This is a genomic window from Altericroceibacterium endophyticum (genome assembly GCF_009827595.1).
Lineage (GTDB): Bacteria > Pseudomonadota > Alphaproteobacteria > Sphingomonadales > Sphingomonadaceae > Altericroceibacterium > Altericroceibacterium endophyticum.
The window spans coordinates 156,104-172,067 of the sequence record NZ_WTYT01000004.1; the positions used below are offsets into that span (position 1 = coordinate 156,104).

Consider the following 15,964-nt stretch of genomic DNA (forward strand, 5'->3'; position numbering starts at 1 on the left):
GAGGAGATTGCAATGACGCAGGCGCAGCAGAACCAGGAATGGCTCGAACGGGCTGAAAGGGCAGGCAGCACCCAGGCGGAAGCATACGCCAGATTTGCCGCCCTTGCCCCGATAGCTATCCCGGACATGTTCGGCATCTGGCGTGGGGGCGGTCTGCCAACCGGGCACCGGCTGGATGGTTTGCTGGAAACCTATGGCTGGTTCGGCAAGGCCTTCTTCAGTGAAGAGCGCGTCTTCCCGTTATTGTTTGGCGAAGACCACAAGCTAACCCGCGTGAACCCGCGCTGGTTACCGCTGGGCCTCACCGAAAAATGGGATTTCCGGAAGAACCCGCTCCCCCGCACTGCCGTCCGGCAAGCGATGCGATTGCTGGATAGCAAGGAGCCGACCGCGCGTCTCGCACGGGTCGATTGGCTGGGAATAGGGAGCACCGCCATGATTTACGACCGGCTCCCCATCATTGATCATTTCCGTCAGGTCACACCAAATCTGCTGATGGGCCTGATGGACCTGCGTGGGCAACCGCCTTTTTTCTTCACCTTGCGCAGGACACAGCTTACGCGCATTTGACTGCCATGACAGAAAATCAACGCCTGTTTGTCGGGATCACCCCGCCCCCTGTGATAAGAGCCAATCTGACAGGACGGATGAAGGGCGTCACCAATGCTCGCTGGCAAAATGATGCGCAGCTGCATCTGACATTACGCTTTCTGGGCGACATGGATCTGGAAGCGCGAATGATGCTGGAGCGGCAACTTGCCGGCATCAAGGCCAAACCCTTTTCGCTACGGCTCGAAGGTGCGGGCCAATTCACCCATGGTGGCCGCCCCCACGCCTTGTTCGCCGGGATCGGACCGTCGCTCGGCCTCGCTTTGCTGCAGGAGGCCACGGAAAGGTCGGCGCAATCGGCAGGTCTGGAGCCGGAAGCACGGCCCTATCGCCCGCATATCACGCTTGCCCGCCTCAACACATCCAGCGGCCCGACCGACCATTTCATCAGCAGCAATGGCGGCCTTTCCAGCGCGCCGTTTCGCGTCACTCAGTTTACGCTCTATGAAAGCCGGCTAACTCCAGAAGGATCGATCTATAAGCCCTTGAGGCACTTCCCGCTGAGGGGATAAATCCTCCCCGATCTGGCATATTATGCGGCCCGATCCACCAGACCGCCGTATGAAAAAAGGAAGAGCGAGAGATCGGAATCGCTGCAAAAAATTCCATGACGCAGTGGCTGCGCTCCCGACATTACGGCCCGGAACTTTTCTGCTATGAAACCGCTTTCCGGATCAGAGTGATTTTCGAAACTTTAGGGGGCAATGCATGACTGACAATGACCATCAGGATCGGCCTGATCTGTTATTCCTTCGCGGTATCGGCGGGCATAATTGGGGTTGGTTTGCCCTCCGCGGTGCTTTGGGTATCCTGCTCGGGATTGCTGCCTTGGCAGCGCCGGGTTTCACGCTATTTGTCTTTGCCTTGATTTTCGCGGCCTTCGCCTTTGTGGATGGGGTCGCGATGCTGGTTGCCGGTGCGCGTCGACCGCATACGGAGAGCGGCCGCTGGTGGGCGCTGATCCTCTCGGGCATAGCCGGGGTCGCCATCGGGACGCTTTTTCTCATCTTCCCGCTTGCCTCCACTTACGCTTATGCGGCGCTCACCGTCATGCTGATTGTCGCCTGGGCTCTGGTCACGGGCGCGTTTCAAATCATCGCCGGTATCAAATTGCGGCATGAGATCGAGGGCGAATGGCTGATGATCCTGTCAGGAGCAATTGGCCTGCTGTTCGGCCTCGCGCTCTGGTGGCTGGCCATTGCCAGCCCGGATGTCACCATCCTTTCGGTTGCCTGGCTGATCGCCTTCTATGCCTTTGCCAGCGGTACTGCGCTGCTGGTGCTGGCCTTCCGTCTGCGCCGCGCCAGAAATTGAGCCAGCCGCGCAGCTGAAACGAAAAAGGGGCAGCTCTGAATTGAGCCGCCCCTTTTCTTTTTCCTTCGGTGATCGCGTTATTTTTTGAAGCCCATAGCGATGCCGGTCACATCCAGATCAGACGTATCGATATAGAAACTGAAGGCAGTTTCCTGCGCTTCCGGCCCAAAGAACGCGCCATAAAACTCGCCGCCTGCGGCAAATGTACCGCCATATTGCGCGCCCGAGGTGATTTCACCTGAACCGGAAAACTCGCCAAAGTCCCGGCTTTCCTCAGCCACATGGTCATAACCGATCAGGTGCAGCATGGTGGAGATGTCTCCGCTGCCGAAATCGACGCTGAGTTCGCCTGTGCTGTCCCCGTTCAAAAAGTCATAGGCCGCGCCAACTATTCCGGCAGACGCATCAAAACCATTGGCACCTATCGCCCCGTCAAGACTGTACGTGGCCGTGCCGGATGTTGGCATGGTTTCCGTCTGCAGTCCCCAGACCTGCCATTCCACTTCATTGGAATTGTCGCTGGAATCATTCACATTCCACAAGGAGACGGTCATGTAAGAAAAGCTGAGATCGCCATAATCACCCGGTGGGACCATGGCGATGGTATGCGTTATCGTGCCATCTTCCACCACATAGGCAGTGCCGCCACCGGTAGATCCGAAAATGCCGCCTTCACCCTCCAGCTGGCCATCCTCATCAATATCATCAGGCGTCACGGTGACAGACAGGCCATCACTCCGCGTATAGGTGTAGCTGTCGGCCCCCGCGTCGTAATCAATAGTGGTCCCCTCACCGAAAGGTTCAGCATATTGATCGCCATACAGTGTCGAGGGCGGGCGCACGGCGAAGGAAGATGTCGCTGTTTCAAACGCCCTATCGGACGTCACGCCAAGCGCGGCCGCTACGGAATCGCTCGAACCGGGAGTGGGGGTGGGAGAAGGTGACGGTGAAGGTGACGGGGTGCCACCCCCTCCCATAGCGGGCGGCGGCGCCGAATTGACACCGTCGTCCCCACAAGCGGCGAGTCCACAGGACAAGGCAACCAGCGAGATGGCTGTGAAGGCCGGTTTAAAGGCAGGCTTGAACAAGGGTACATGCAAGATCATCGGAAATCCCTCCTGTTAAAACGCGGCAACGACGCCAATATCGGCGCCGAAGCGGCGAAAATCGTAAAGCTCGATCGTGGAAAAGTTCCGCTCGTAACGAAGGCGCAGGAGCGGCGCGAAAGTGCCAAAGGTCAAAGCACGAAACGTTCCTGAAAGGCTGGCACTCAGCCGGTCATCCCGGCGCTTTTCAGGAAAAAGGAACAACCGTTCATCTGCTTCCAGATGCTGCCAACTGGCTGCGGCGGCGAGTGTGGTTCGTCCGATTTCACGAAACAGATAGGCGCCGCTGCCAAAGGTGACGTTGGAATAGCCCGGATCGCGCGCCACCATCCGCGCCGCGTCAAATTTCAGCCCGCCGCCCATTGCGGGGGTAAGCGCATGATCGACGCCAAGCCCGAATGTATAACGCATCCCTCCGCGCAGGCGGCTCTGGCGGTTATCCTCATGCAATGCCGCTGCATCCATCCGCAATTGGCTCCGCGTGCCAAGCGGTCTTTGCCAGTCACCCGTCAGTCCATAGGACAGCAGATAAGACGACCGGCCATACCAACGGTGGGATAAGGTCGGCGCCAGTGACAGGCGGCCCTGTCGTCCGCCGCGCATGCCCGGCTGCGGCCGGCCGCCCAATTGCCACTGCGGCCCGGCCTGAAAGGCGATCCCGATATCTTCAAACCGGCTATCGCGGTAAAAATTGCCGGAGGCGGAAGCGCGCAGCAAAAGCTCGGCATTTCCCGTCAGCGCCACCTTGCGCCACGCCTGACCGCGCAGCGACAATCCGATGCCCGATTTCGATTGCGCGTCTTTGGCGAGAGTGAAATCACCGATAACCGTGCCCAGCGTATCCGTATCAGTCGCACGGTTGATATTGGTGGTAGGGGCCAGAGCGATTTCCAGATTGCCGCCCTCCTTCTGCCGCGCCGACAGGGCACTGGCGTAAAATCGGATCAGCCGTTCCACCCGGGGCGGCAATGCGCCCGCCCCAGCCGCGCGCAATTCCCGCCTAGCGGCCTGAATATTGCCAAGCTGAGCCTGTATGCGCGCAAGCTCTACCCGCACGGCGGTGATGTCCGGCTCCTCATCCAGAATGTGCCGCAACAACACCGCCGCATCGCGGGGGCGCCCCATCTTATCGGCATAAAGGCGCGCCAGACGAAAGCGTGCCTCATTACGCAGCTTACGATCCGGATGATCGCTCAGCGCGCGATACGCGCTTTCCGCTAGATCCAGATCGCCTTGCGCGGCGGCGGCATCGGCATAGGCAAAGAGCTGCGCAGGCGTGAGCAGCTGCGGCTCCGAAGCTGCAGGATCGGGAATTTGTGCGACACCAGCATTGGCGCCCGCAGCGGATGATGGTGTGCCATCCCCGCTGATGGCGGCCATATATGGCTGTGCCTGAGCGTGATGCGGTTGCACAATTGCCAGCGCGCCGATCAGCTGAACAGACCCCAAAGTCAGATATCGTGACCGCATATCACCCCCGTCATGATCCGCCTGCCGATCACGCTCTGAAACGCGATGTGCGGCCTGCTGGCAGCTGCAAATCCAGCCGCGTCAGAGGGGTGCGATCGGGGGCTAGGCAAGTCAACGCGGGAACAACTTCTGACAGGTTTCTAACAGGCATTGTCATCAACAAGCTGCTGAAACCGCTCAGGGAATAGCTCTTGTCGCCCCCCGTGCTTTCACGCTAGGTTGGTTTCAATCATTACCAGTGCCCGCAATATTGTGTCGGCACAGAAGGAGAGCCATCCATGCGCATGCAATTGCTGACCACCAGCGCCCTCGGCCTGTTGCTATCAGCCTGTACCACTATGGGAGAAACCGCCATGAATGATCCGGTCAGTGGTCCGTCCGCCGAAAGCACTATTCCCGAGGCGACCGGCATTTTTGCTCAGCCCAGCACGCTGCCTTTCCATGCACCCGATTTTAACGCCATTCAGGATGGCGACTATCTGCCCGCAATCGAACAGGGCATGGCCATCCACAGTGCAGAAGTGCAGGCGATCATCGATAACCCGCAGGCACCGACCTTCAGCAACACGATCGTCGCGCTCGACCAGTCGGGCCAGATGCTCAGCCGCGTGCTGGCCGTGTTCTGGGCCGTGACCGGTGCCAACACCAATGACACGCTGGACGCCGTGGATGCGGAAATTTCGCCCAAGCTGACCGCACATCAGGATGCCATCGCGCTGAATCCCGATCTCTTCGCGCGCGTAAAGGCGGTCTACGATCAGCGTGCCGTGATGAGCATGACGCCCGAAGATGCCGCCCTGCTGGAAAAGACCTATCAGGATATGGTCCATGCCGGGGCGATGCTGACGGCTGAGCAGAAGGCTCAGGTGAAGGAACTCAACACCCAGCTTTCCACGCTCACCACCGAATTCTCCCAGACACTGACCGAAGCGACCAAGGCGGGCGCCCTGGTGCTGGACAGCAAGGATCAGCTGGCGGGTCTGAAAGACAGCGAAATTGAAGCAGCAGCGCAAGCTGCCAAAGACCGCGGCATGCCGGGGAAATATGTAATCACGCTGCAGAACACGACGCAGCAGCCCGATCTCGCCACGCTGGAAAATCGCGATGTGCGCGAAGCGTTGTTCAATGCCAGCTGGACCCGCGCCGAAAAGGGTGACGAAAACGACACCCGCGCGCTGATCGTCAAGATCGCGCAATTGCGCGCGCAGAAGGCCGCCTTGTTCGGCGAATCCGACTGGGCCAGCTATGTCATGTACGACCGCATGGCGAAGACGCCCAAGACCGCGCTCGACTTCATGGAACAGATGGTCCCCGCCCTCGCCGCCACGCAGCGCCGTGAAGCGGCCATGCTGAACGAAGCCATTGCCGAGGACGGCAAGGATTTCTCCGTCGAGCCATGGGACTGGCAGATGTATGCCGAGAAGGTGCGCAAGGCGCGCTACGACATCGATGAAGAAGAAGTGAAACCCTATTTCGAGATCAGGAATGTCCTCGAAAACGGGGTCTTCTACGCCGCCAACCAGCTTTATGGCCTGACCTTCAAACAGCGCACCGACATTCCGGTCTATCATGACGATGTCTGGACCTACACGGTCTATGACAAGGATGGTTCGGAACTAGGCCTGTTCTATTTCGACCCCTATAAGCGTGACAACAAGCGCGGCGGCGCATGGATGTCGAACTTCGTCGAGCAGAGCAGCCTCACCGGAAACAAGCCGGTCATCTACAATGTGCTCAACATCCCCAAGGCCCCGGCGGGCGAGCCGCAGCTGGTCAGCTTCGACAATGTCGAAACGATGTTCCACGAATTCGGCCACGCGCTGCACGGCTTCTTCGCCGATCAGAAATATCTCTCACTCTCGGGCACCAATGTGGCGCGCGACTTCGTCGAATATCCGAGCCAGGTGAACGAAATGTGGGCGAGCGATCCCAAGATCCTCGCGCATTATGCGAAACATTATCAGACGGGCAAAGCGATCCCGACTGAACTGATCGACAAGATCGATGCCGCGTCCAAGTTCAATCAGGGCTATTCGCTGGGTGAGACGGTGGAGGCCGCCCTGCTCGACATGAAGTGGCACTCGCTGAGCATGGGCGAAACGCAGGGGCTGGATGCCGATGCATTCGAAGCCAAGGCGCTCAGCGAATTGGGCATGGAAACCGACCTCGTGCCGCCGCGCTATCGCAGCAGCTATTTCCGCCATATCTTCACCAATGGCTATGCTGCCGGCTATTATTCCTATCTCTGGACGCAGATGCTGGACAAGGATTCGCGCGAATGGTTCGAACAGAATGGCGGGGCGACGCGCGCGAATGGTGATCATTTCCGCGAAAGTGTGCTCAGCCAGGGCGGAACGAAGGACTATCTGCCGATGTACCGCGCCTTCACCGGCCACGACCCGCAAGTGGACCCGATGCTGCGCGCAGCCGGGCTGATTGAAGAAGAAGCCGATTAAGTTGCATGCTCCGCAGCGGCAGCGAATGTCGCTGCGGAGCCATTTCCCGCCGAAATGCCCGGCCGATAAGGCGACGGCTGCACCTTTGCCCCCCGTCCCGTCATGGCACGCCGTCAATCCCGCTTTAGGAATGCTTTACCAAAGTCGCCTAAAGCGGATCTCAGTGGACACAGCGAAAATCTCCCTTGGCTACAGCGCCCATACGCGCGTCGGTGATGACTGGCGCGCGACTACACGTGCGCGCAGGGTTTCGAGCGTTGCAGAACCGCGCATGGTGGAACCTGTGGCCAGCCGCTGGCGCGCCCATTGGCCGCGCATGCTCGTGCTGGGCCTTGCAATCGGAGTGCCCGCCATGGCTGCCGCACCGCAAGGCTGGAGCGCTGCGACGGGTATGGCAGAAGAACAGCCAGCAGCACCGCAGCCAATGCCTTTTGAACAACCCGGCATGAGCTTTCCGGGCTCGGCGTTCTATTATCTGGACGATATTCCGCCAGAGCCGTTTCCCGGCGAAGATGCGATTCATTCGGATGCAGAAAATCCAACAGCAGCCGCAGATTTCGAGACAGCCCGGCCTTTCAAGCTTGCTGGCACAGCGCGGGATCAGGTCCGCGCACAGCAATGTCTGGCCATGGCGGTATATTATGAAGCTGGCGCGGAAGCCGAAGCCGGGCAGCGCGCCGTGGCTCAGGTGGTGCTGAACCGGGTGCGTCATGCTGCCTATCCCAATACTGTTTGCGGTGTTGTTTTTCAGGGCTCCGAACGCAGCACGGGCTGTCAGTTCAGTTTTACATGTGACGGATCGATGAGGCGCCAACCCGCTCGGTTCTGGTTCAACCGGGCTTCCTCCATCGCACGGCAGGCTTTGAACGGAGCGACTTACGCCCCGGTTGGCCTTTCCACGCATTATCATACGACTGACATTCATCCTTATTGGGCAAGCAGCCTGCAAAGCATGAGCACGATTGGCGCCCACCGCTTTTATCGCTGGCGCGGCGTGGCTGGCTACGCGGCAGCATTTGGCGATGTCTATGTTGGCGGGGAGCCTGCGGCCGCGTCGCATAAGGCAAGCTACAAAGCGCCGCCGGCGCCCGATCCTGCAGTGCCGCCTGCCGCTGCCGTGCTGCAGACGGCGGCTATCACAGACAGCACCGACCAAGTCCCTGCCCACGATACCGGCCCGGATCTGAGCGGAACAGCCGCATCATCATCAAGCCTGTTGCCGCAATCCAGCGCGGTAAAGCCGCAATATCGCAACAGCGGTCGCTGGATCGCCAAACCCTGACCCGTCATACAGCATCAATAATGCTGTTTTGATATTCAAATAGGGGATCCGGAAACCATTCCTTAGGGCCCTTGCCTCTAAATCTGACCGGCGGTCGACTCCGCAATAAGGATTTAGAAAGGGCCGCATTCATGACCATCCGTTTCGCCGCACCGCCGAGCCGCATGCCCGGCCCGCTGCCGAAAGAACGGATTCGGCTTCACCCTCCGCAAGCCAATAATGACAACGCTGCCTCCACTGCAATCACGCCAGATGGCCTGCTGCGCGCAGCATTGCGGCATTTCAACGCACATGGGCTCGCCGCGGCGCATCATGCGCGCGACAATGCCGCACAGGCTTTCTTTGACGGAAACCGGGAATCATACCGCTGGTGGCTCCAAATTTGTCGCCTGCTCGACCGCAAGGTCGCTGAAGATATCCCCGGCGCGGCATTTTGCGATGAGGAAACGGCCCCAAAAGGCCGATCTGAAAGAAAGTAACTGTGATTTTAACCATTCAGTGATGTCTTCCCCCTACGCCTGCAAGATAAGTGAGGAGTAGCGACATCGATCGTCTGAGCGAAAAGATGAGACTGCTGACGCGCCTGGATTCGCGTGACGAACGGGTGCGCCATAAGCTGGTAGAAAGCCTCTATCAGCAGCCCACGAGTCTTGCCATGGGTGCAGCCTCCGGGATGGCCATTTCGGCAATCGCCGCACAAGTAACGCGCAGTCCGATTATAACCGGTGCTGCCGTGGTGCTGTGGGTCGTCGCGATTGCCCGGGTCATCATGTCGTTCTGGGTGGCCCGCTGGCATATGCGGCAAGACGCACGCACGCTGGAACTGCTTTATGAAATAGGCGCCTTCAGCTTCGCATTCATGTCGGGATTGGTCGGCGCACTGACCGTGCTGAAACAAAGCGGCGCCTCCATCCAGCTTCTGACAGTCAGCTTCGCTCTTGCTTATGGCGTAGGCATTGCCGCGCGCAATGCAGGCCGGCCCTTGATTGCCATCGGTCAGCTGCTGCTGTGTATCCTGCCGATGATCATCACCTGCCTGATCGTAGGATCGCTCACATTGCTGATCTTTGCGATGACGCTGATGTTCCTGATCATCGCCATGGCATCCATTACGCTGAATGTTTTCAATGTTCTCAAAGAACAGATCACAGCGGCAGAAACCAGTGCCAAGATGGCTGACAAGATGCGTGATCTGGCGCGGACCGATGTGGTGACGGGGTTGGCCAACCGGGCCGGGCTCAACCATGATCTGGTCGAAAAGCTGATGAATCTGCCCAAGGATGAAAAGCTTGCCCTCTATTGGCTTGATCTCGACAAGTTCAAAGAGGTGAATGACACGCTGGGCCATCCTGTCGGCGACCGCGTGCTTGCAGAAGTTGCCCAACGGCTGAAAGGTCAGGCACCGCTGGAGGCAACCGTTGCCCGCTTTGGTGGTGATGAATTCATCATCGCCTGCCGAATCGAGGACCGCGAACAATGCGAGAAACTGGCCGGCGATATTCTGGAAGATATATGCCGCCCCTTCCGCATCGATGGCGAACGCATTGAAAGCGGCGCATCCGTTGGTGTCGCCGTACTGCCCGATGATGGTGCGGATATCGACACACTAATGCAAAGCGCCGATCTCGCGCTCTATCACGCCAAGGTGAACGGCCGGAACCAAGTGTGCTTCTTCGCCGCTTCCATGACGCGCGAACTGGTTCGGAAGAAAGAGATCGAAGCAGAGCTCCGCGCAGCCCTCGCCCGTGATGAATTGTCCATATTCTTTCAGCCGATCGTCGATCTGGAAACCGGCCGCATTCGTACGTTCGAAGCTCTCGTGCGCTGGTTCCATCCAGAAAAGGGTGAATTGCGTCCGGATGAATTCATCCCCGTGGCAGAGGAAACCGGTGTCATCATCACTCTGGGCAATTGGATCACCGCCCAGGCTGCACGCGCATGCGCACAGTGGCCGGAAGATGTCACTGTTGCAGTTAATCTGTCTCCGCTGCAAATCCGCGCGTCAGGTGCAGCTCTGGGCATTCTGCAGGCGCTGAGAGAAGCTAATCTTTCGCCGTCGCGTCTGGAGCTGGAGGTGACGGAAAGCCTCTTCCTCGACGACAATCAGAACACAGCGCGCTTTATCAAGGAATTGTCCGAACAAGGCGTGCGCTTCGCTTTGGACGACTTCGGCACCGGCTATTCTTCGCTGGGCTACATCAACAAATTCCCGTTCAAGAAGATCAAGGTCGATCGCAGCTTCGTCTCCGGCCCTAATATCGGGGTCAAAAGCGATGCCATCATTCGCGCTGTGGCCGAAATGGGCTCAACGCTTGAAATGGATATCGTGGCCGAGGGTCTCGAAACGATCGATCAGGTGCGCGCAGTTCGCGAAGCAGGCTGCACATTGGGCCAGGGCTATTACTTCAGCCGCGCCGTGCCAGACTATCTCGCGGCCATGCTGCTGGCGCAAGAACGGAACGAAGACGACTCGGACGGTTTTGCCCAGCGCCTCACCGGTTGATCCGATTTTCATCAGGTTTCAACGCTCAAAGCACTGACTGATTCACGAATGCTGGAACAATCCAGTCCGGCAAACGTCCAATACCACATAGATTATCGCCGTATCGCCAGGCAAAGTCATGCCATCACGCGCTATCTTTGATATCAGTTCGCAATATCAAAGATAGCGCGTGATGCACTGTTTTTGGCGGTTGCAATCACTATGTGACCTGCGTACGGCGAAGATTGTAAGGCAGCCGGCCCTAAAGCGGGAAGCGGGGCTAGATGCCGGGTTACCAGTCCTCCAGCTCCCGCCAGCGGAAGGAAACGCGAATAATCATGGCCCGCAAGAAAATTGCTCTTATTGGCTCCGGCAATATCGGTGGCACCCTCGCACATCTCGCAGCTCAGAAAGAACTGGGCGACGTCGTCCTGTTCGACATTGCCGAAGGCGTGCCACAGGGCAAAGCGCTCGATCTCAGCCAGTGCGGCCCGGTTCAGGGCTTCGACTCCAAGATCACCGGCACCAATGATTATGCCGACATCGCTGGCGCGGATGTCATCATCGTAACCGCCGGCGTGCCCCGTAAGCCGGGCATGAGCCGCGATGACCTCCTCGGCATCAACCTCAAGGTGATGAAGCAAGTCGGCGAAGGCATTAAGCAAAACGCCCCCGACGCCTTCGTGATCTGCATCACCAACCCGCTCGATGCGATGGTCTGGGCGCTGCGCGAATTCTCCGGCCTGCCGCATAACAAGATCGTGGGCATGGCTGGCGTGCTCGATTCGGCCCGCTTCGCTACTTTCCTCGCATGGGAATTCGAAACATCGGTGCGTGACGTGAACGCCTTCGTTCTCGGCGGCCATGGCGACACGATGGTTCCGGTGCTCTCTTATTCCACCGTCAACGGCATTCCCGTGGGCGACCTTGCGAAGATCAAGGGCGTCGACCAGTCGCGCCTCGACGAGATCGTGGATCGCACGCGTAAGGGCGGCGGCGAAATCGTCGGTCTGCTCGGCACGGGTTCGGCCTTCTACGCGCCGGCAGCCTCCGCCATCTCGATGGCTGAAGCCTATCTCGGCGATCAGAAGCGCGTTCTGCCCTGCGCCGCGCATCTGTCCGGCGAATATGGCGTAGACGGCCTTTATGTTGGCGTGCCCGCCATGATCGGCGCCGGTGGCATCGAAAGCGTCGTCGAAATCGAACTGAGCGACGAAGAAAAGAGCAATCTCCAGGTCAGCATCGACGCAGTCAAGGAACTGCTCGAAGCATGCAAAGGCATCGACAGTTCGCTGGCCTGAGACGTTAAATGAATAGTGCCCCGCCGGCGGTTCGCTGCCGGCGGGGCATGATATTGGGCCGGTATGCCCGGCTCGCCCAAGGATTGTGGAGCGTACTATGTCCATCCTCATCGACAAGAATACCAAGGTCATCACCCAGGGGATGACCGGTGCCACCGGCACTTTCCATACCGAACAGGCCGTGGCGTATGGCACGCAGATGGTTGCAGGCGTTACCCCCGGCAAAGGCGGCACCGATCACATCGGCATCCCCGTCTATGACACGGTGGCCGAAGCCAAGGACAAGACCGGCGCGACCGCCAGCGTCATCTATGTTCCGCCGCCATTCGCCGCCGACTCGATCCTCGAAGCGATCGATGCCGACATCGAACTGATCGTTGCCATCACCGAAGGTATTCCGGTCATGGACATGGTCCGCGTGAAGCGCGCTCTGTCCGGTTCAAAGTCGCGCCTGATCGGCCCGAACTGCCCCGGCGTACTTACGCCCGGTGAATGCAAGATCGGCATCATGCCCGGTTCCATTTTCAAGAAGGGTTCTGTCGGCGTCGTTTCACGCTCCGGCACGCTCACTTATGAAGCCGTGTTCCAGACAACCAATATCGGCCTTGGCCAGACCACGGCTGTCGGCATTGGCGGCGACCCGGTCAATGGCACCAATTTCATCGACGTGCTGGAACTGTTCCTCGCGGATGATGAAACCAAGAGCATGATCATGATCGGCGAAATCGGCGGTAGTGCCGAAGAAGAAGCCGCTCAGTTCCTCAAAGACGAAGCAAAACGTGGCCGCAAGAAACCGATGGCAGGCTTCATTGCTGGCCGTACGGCTCCTCCGGGACGCCGCATGGGCCACGCTGGTGCGATCGTTCAGGGCGGCTCAGGCGGCGCTGAAGACAAGATCGCTGCGATGGAAGAAGCAGGCATCCGTGTTGCTGCCTCGCCCAGCGAACTTGGCACCACGCTTGATGCGGTGCTGAAAGAACTCGCCTGACAGTCTTTCCTGAATATTAGGGAAAGACCGGCAGGGTCAGACATTGTTTGAAAGTCCGGCGCATCAGGCCGGCGGCTAAAAGGTGGCCCTTATGGGTAATGAACGGCAAAATTTTCTTCCGGAAATAGACGCGGAAGCGTTGAATGGCGAAGCGCAGGCGGGACCGAGCTGGAAGAATGCCAAATGGCCGCTGGCCGCGCCGGGTGACAATGATGATCTGACGCAGGGGCTTGACCCCACTGCCATGCGTCTGGCGGTGAAGAAGGCCGTCGAAAAAACCGGCAAGCCGGTTGATGAAAAGGCCGTGGAGCAAGCCGCAGCGGATTCGATCCGCGCAATGCTGCTTATCCGCACTTACCGGGTCCGCGGGCACCTCGCTTCCGATCTCGATCCGCTTGGTCTTTCGACCCGCGAATTGCCCGAGGATCTGAAGCTCGACTGGCACGGCTTTGTCGGTGAAGCGCTGGACCGTCCGGTCTATCTGGGCGGAACTCTGGGCCTTGAATGGACCACCCCGCGTGAACTGGTGGCTATCCTGCGCAAGAATTATTGCGGCAAGGTCGGTCTTGAATACATGCATATCTCCGATGTGGAGGAGCGCCGCTTCCTGCAGGATCGGTTCGAAGGACCTGACAAGGTCATCGAATTTACCCAGGAAGGCAAACGCGCGATCCTCTCCGCAGTGATCCGCGGCGAGGAATATGAAAAATTCCTCGGCAAGAAATATGTCGGCACCAAGCGTTTCGGCCTTGATGGCGGCGAAAGCATGATCCCGGCACTGGAAGCCGTGATCAAATATGGCGGCCAGTACGGCGTGCGTGAGATCGTTTACGGCATGGCCCATCGTGGCCGGCTGAACGTCCTCGCCAATGTCATGGCCAAACCTTACCGCGTGATCTTCCACGAATTTTCGGGCGGCTCTGCCAATCCCGATGATGTCGGCGGGTCGGGTGATGTGAAATATCATCTGGGCACCAGCACCGACCGTGAATTCGACGGGATCAAGGTGCATATGAGCCTCGTCCCCAACCCTTCCCATCTCGAAGCGGTTGATCCAGTTGTGCTGGGCAAGGTCCGCGCGCAGCAGGCCGTGCGTGAAAATATCGGGGCACATGATGAAGTGCTGCCCGTGCTGATCCATGGTGACGCCGCCTTTGCCGGACAGGGCATCGTCTGGGAATGCCTCGGCTTCTCCGGCGTCCGTGGTTACAATACCGGCGGTTGCATCCACTTCGTGATCAACAACCAGATCGGCTTCACCACCAGTCCGCAATTCGGCCGCTCCTCCCCCTACCCCTCCGATGTGGCAAAGGGCATTCAGGCGCCTATCCTGCATGTGAATGGCGATGATCCGGAAGCGGTGACCTATGCCTGTAAGCTGGCGATTGAATATCGCCACCGCTTCAAGCGCGACATTGTGATCGACATGTGGTGCTATCGCCGCTTCGGCCACAATGAAGGCGATGAACCCAGTTTCACGCAGCCGCTGATGTATGCGCAGATCAAGAACCATCCGCGCGTCTCGGAACTCTATTCCGGGCGTCTGGAAGCAGAAAAGGTCATCGCTGAAGGCGAAGCCGACAGCATCCGCAAGGAATTCGACGACCATTTCGCCGAGGAATTCGAAGCCGCCAAGAGCTACAAGCCCAATGAGGCCGACTGGTTCGCCGGACGCTGGAGCGGGCTGCACAAGCCAGCCGATCCAGAAACGGCGCGCCGCAATGTGCACACGGCGGTCGAGCGCAAGCTGTTCGATAGTCTTGGCCGTACGCTGACCACTGTCCCTGAGGATCTTGAGATCCACAAGACGCTGGGCCGTGTGCTGAATGCCAAGCGCAAGATGTTTGAAAATGGCGAAGGTTTCGACTGGGCAACAGCCGAGGCACTGGCCTTTGGCAGCCTTGTCACAGAAGGCTTCGGCGTCCGACTCTCCGGTCAGGACTCAGGACGCGGCACGTTCAGTCAACGCCATGCCATCTGGGTCGATCAGAAGGATGAGCGGAAATATATTCCGCTGACCACGCTGCCCCACGGCAAGTTCGAAGTGTATGATAGCCCGCTCTCCGAATATGGTGTGCTCGGTTTTGAATATGGCTTCTCGCTGGCCGATCCCAAGACACTGGTCTGCTGGGAAGCGCAGTTTGGCGATTTCGCCAATGGCGCGCAGATCATGATCGATCAGTTCATCGCCGCTGGTGAAGCCAAATGGCTCCGTGCCAACGGTCTGGTGATGATGTTGCCGCATGGCTATGAAGGTCAGGGTCCGGAACATAGCTCGGCGCGGCTCGAACGCTTCCTGCAGCTATGCGCGAACGACAATATCCAGGTCTGCAACATCACCGTACCGGCGAACTATTTCCACGTTCTGCGCCGTCAGATGCTGCGGCCTTTCCGTAAGCCGCTGATCATCATGACGCCGAAATCACTGCTTCGCCATCCACTGGCCAAGAGCCCGGCAGAAGATTTCCAGGGCGACAGTCATTTCCGCCGGATCGTTTCGGACACGACCGAAATTGCCGATGAGAAGGTAAAGCGTCTGGTTCTGTGTTCGGGCAAGGTTGCTTATGACCTGATCGAAAAGCGTGACGAGGAAGGGCTGGACGATGTGTCCATCGTTCGGATCGAGCAGCTTTACCCCTTCCCTGGTGAACCTCTGGCTGTTCGCCTGAAGCGCATGACCAATCTCGAAAAAGTCGTGTGGTGTCAGGAAGAACCGAAGAATAACGGTTCGTGGTTCTTCGTCGAAAACCGGATCGAGGAAGCGCTTATCGCTTCCGGTCACAAGGAAAAGCGCCCCTTCTATGCGGGGCGTGAAGATGCGGCATCGCCGGCCACCGGCTTTGCCAGTCGCCACAAGGTTCAGCAGGAGGCGCTCGTCTCCATCGCACTGGGTCTCGCCGATGGCGGGGCTGCCCAGCGTAGCGGTCAAAACAAGCAGAAGGCTTGAGGACAATAT

12 protein-coding genes are annotated in these 15,964 nt (G+C 58.7%); 10 read left to right on the forward strand and 2 right to left on the reverse strand.

Going from position 1 to position 15,964, the window contains the following annotated elements; all coding sequences use genetic code 11:
- Positions 1-12 precede the first annotated feature (12 nt).
- From GRI91_RS09925 to GRI91_RS09935, 3 genes are all read left to right on the forward strand, one after another.
- A complete protein-coding gene (locus tag GRI91_RS09925) occupies positions 13-570 on the forward strand; it encodes a GXWXG domain-containing protein (RefSeq protein ID WP_160736521.1) in 558 nt (185 codons plus the stop codon).
- A 5-nt stretch (positions 571-575) separates the two neighbouring features.
- Positions 576-1,121: an RNA 2',3'-cyclic phosphodiesterase gene (gene thpR, locus GRI91_RS09930; RefSeq protein WP_160736522.1), complete on the forward strand. Its 546-nt coding sequence runs from the start codon at positions 576-578 to the stop codon at positions 1,119-1,121.
- 196 nt (positions 1,122-1,317) lie between these two features.
- The gene (locus GRI91_RS09935; RefSeq protein WP_160736523.1) at positions 1,318-1,923 is read left to right on the forward strand and encodes an HdeD family acid-resistance protein; all 606 of its coding nucleotides are present in this window, start codon (positions 1,318-1,320) and stop codon (positions 1,921-1,923) included.
- Positions 1,924-2,000: 77 nt separating this feature from the next.
- Here the strand turns inward: GRI91_RS09935 and GRI91_RS09940 are convergent, their stop codons facing one another.
- A complete protein-coding gene (locus GRI91_RS09940; RefSeq protein WP_160736524.1) occupies positions 2,001-3,029 on the reverse strand; it encodes a transferrin-binding protein-like solute binding protein in 1,029 nt (342 codons plus the stop codon).
- A 15-nt stretch (positions 3,030-3,044) separates the two neighbouring features.
- Entirely contained in the window at positions 3,045-4,499 is a 1,455-nt protein-coding gene (locus GRI91_RS09945) for a surface lipoprotein assembly modifier (RefSeq protein ID WP_160736525.1), read from the reverse strand.
- Positions 4,500-4,777: 278 nt separating this feature from the next.
- Here GRI91_RS09945 and GRI91_RS09950 point away from each other — a divergent pair, with 278 nt between their 5' ends.
- The 7 genes from GRI91_RS09950 (at position 4,778) to GRI91_RS09975 (ending at position 15,955) form a co-directional block, all read left to right on the forward strand.
- A complete protein-coding gene (locus tag GRI91_RS09950; protein ID WP_160736526.1) occupies positions 4,778-6,955 on the forward strand; it encodes a M3 family metallopeptidase in 2,178 nt (725 codons plus the stop codon).
- Positions 6,956-7,118: 163 nt separating this feature from the next.
- Positions 7,119-8,237: a cell wall hydrolase gene (locus GRI91_RS09955; RefSeq protein ID WP_337190356.1), complete on the forward strand. Its 1,119-nt coding sequence runs from the start codon at positions 7,119-7,121 to the stop codon at positions 8,235-8,237.
- Between the two features lie 131 nt (positions 8,238-8,368).
- Positions 8,369-8,716, forward strand: a complete 348-nt coding sequence (locus GRI91_RS15885) for a hypothetical protein (RefSeq protein WP_202385550.1) — start codon at positions 8,369-8,371, stop codon at positions 8,714-8,716.
- A gap of 86 nt (positions 8,717-8,802) precedes the next feature.
- Complete coding sequence (locus GRI91_RS09960) at positions 8,803-10,740, forward strand: putative bifunctional diguanylate cyclase/phosphodiesterase (protein ID WP_160736527.1); 1,938 nt, start codon at positions 8,803-8,805, stop codon at positions 10,738-10,740.
- A 317-nt stretch (positions 10,741-11,057) separates the two neighbouring features.
- Complete coding sequence (gene mdh, locus GRI91_RS09965; protein ID WP_160736528.1) at positions 11,058-12,020, forward strand: malate dehydrogenase; 963 nt, start codon at positions 11,058-11,060, stop codon at positions 12,018-12,020.
- A 97-nt stretch (positions 12,021-12,117) separates the two neighbouring features.
- Positions 12,118-13,008, forward strand: coding sequence for a succinate--CoA ligase subunit alpha (sucD, locus tag GRI91_RS09970; RefSeq protein WP_160736529.1), 891 nt, complete (start codon positions 12,118-12,120; stop codon positions 13,006-13,008).
- A gap of 91 nt (positions 13,009-13,099) precedes the next feature.
- On the forward strand, positions 13,100-15,955 hold the full coding sequence (locus GRI91_RS09975) for a 2-oxoglutarate dehydrogenase E1 component (protein WP_160736530.1): 2,856 nt from the start codon (positions 13,100-13,102) through the stop codon (positions 15,953-15,955).
- Positions 15,956-15,964 lie beyond the last annotated feature (9 nt).

What these genes read in the sequence shown, in the direction of transcription:
- GRI91_RS09925 (WP_160736521.1), top strand. Translation starts at nt 13, where the DNA reads ATGACGCAGGCGCAGCAGAACCAGGAATGGCTCGAACGGGCTGAAAGG.
- thpR (WP_160736522.1), top strand. Translation starts at nt 576, where the DNA reads ATGACAGAAAATCAACGCCTGTTTGTCGGGATCACCCCGCCCCCTGTG.
- GRI91_RS09935 (WP_160736523.1), top strand. Translation starts at nt 1,318, where the DNA reads ATGACTGACAATGACCATCAGGATCGGCCTGATCTGTTATTCCTTCGC.
- GRI91_RS09940 (WP_160736524.1), bottom strand. Translation starts at nt 3,029, where the DNA reads ATGATCTTGCATGTACCCTTGTTCAAGCCTGCCTTTAAACCGGCCTTC.
- GRI91_RS09945 (WP_160736525.1), bottom strand. Translation starts at nt 4,499, where the DNA reads ATGCGGTCACGATATCTGACTTTGGGGTCTGTTCAGCTGATCGGCGCG.
- GRI91_RS09950 (WP_160736526.1), top strand. Translation starts at nt 4,778, where the DNA reads ATGCGCATGCAATTGCTGACCACCAGCGCCCTCGGCCTGTTGCTATCA.
- GRI91_RS15885 (WP_202385550.1), top strand. Translation starts at nt 8,369, where the DNA reads ATGACCATCCGTTTCGCCGCACCGCCGAGCCGCATGCCCGGCCCGCTG.
- GRI91_RS09960 (WP_160736527.1), top strand. Translation starts at nt 8,803, where the DNA reads ATGAGACTGCTGACGCGCCTGGATTCGCGTGACGAACGGGTGCGCCAT.
- mdh (WP_160736528.1), top strand. Translation starts at nt 11,058, where the DNA reads ATGGCCCGCAAGAAAATTGCTCTTATTGGCTCCGGCAATATCGGTGGC.
- sucD (WP_160736529.1), top strand. Translation starts at nt 12,118, where the DNA reads ATGTCCATCCTCATCGACAAGAATACCAAGGTCATCACCCAGGGGATG.
- GRI91_RS09975 (WP_160736530.1), top strand. Translation starts at nt 13,100, where the DNA reads ATGGGTAATGAACGGCAAAATTTTCTTCCGGAAATAGACGCGGAAGCG.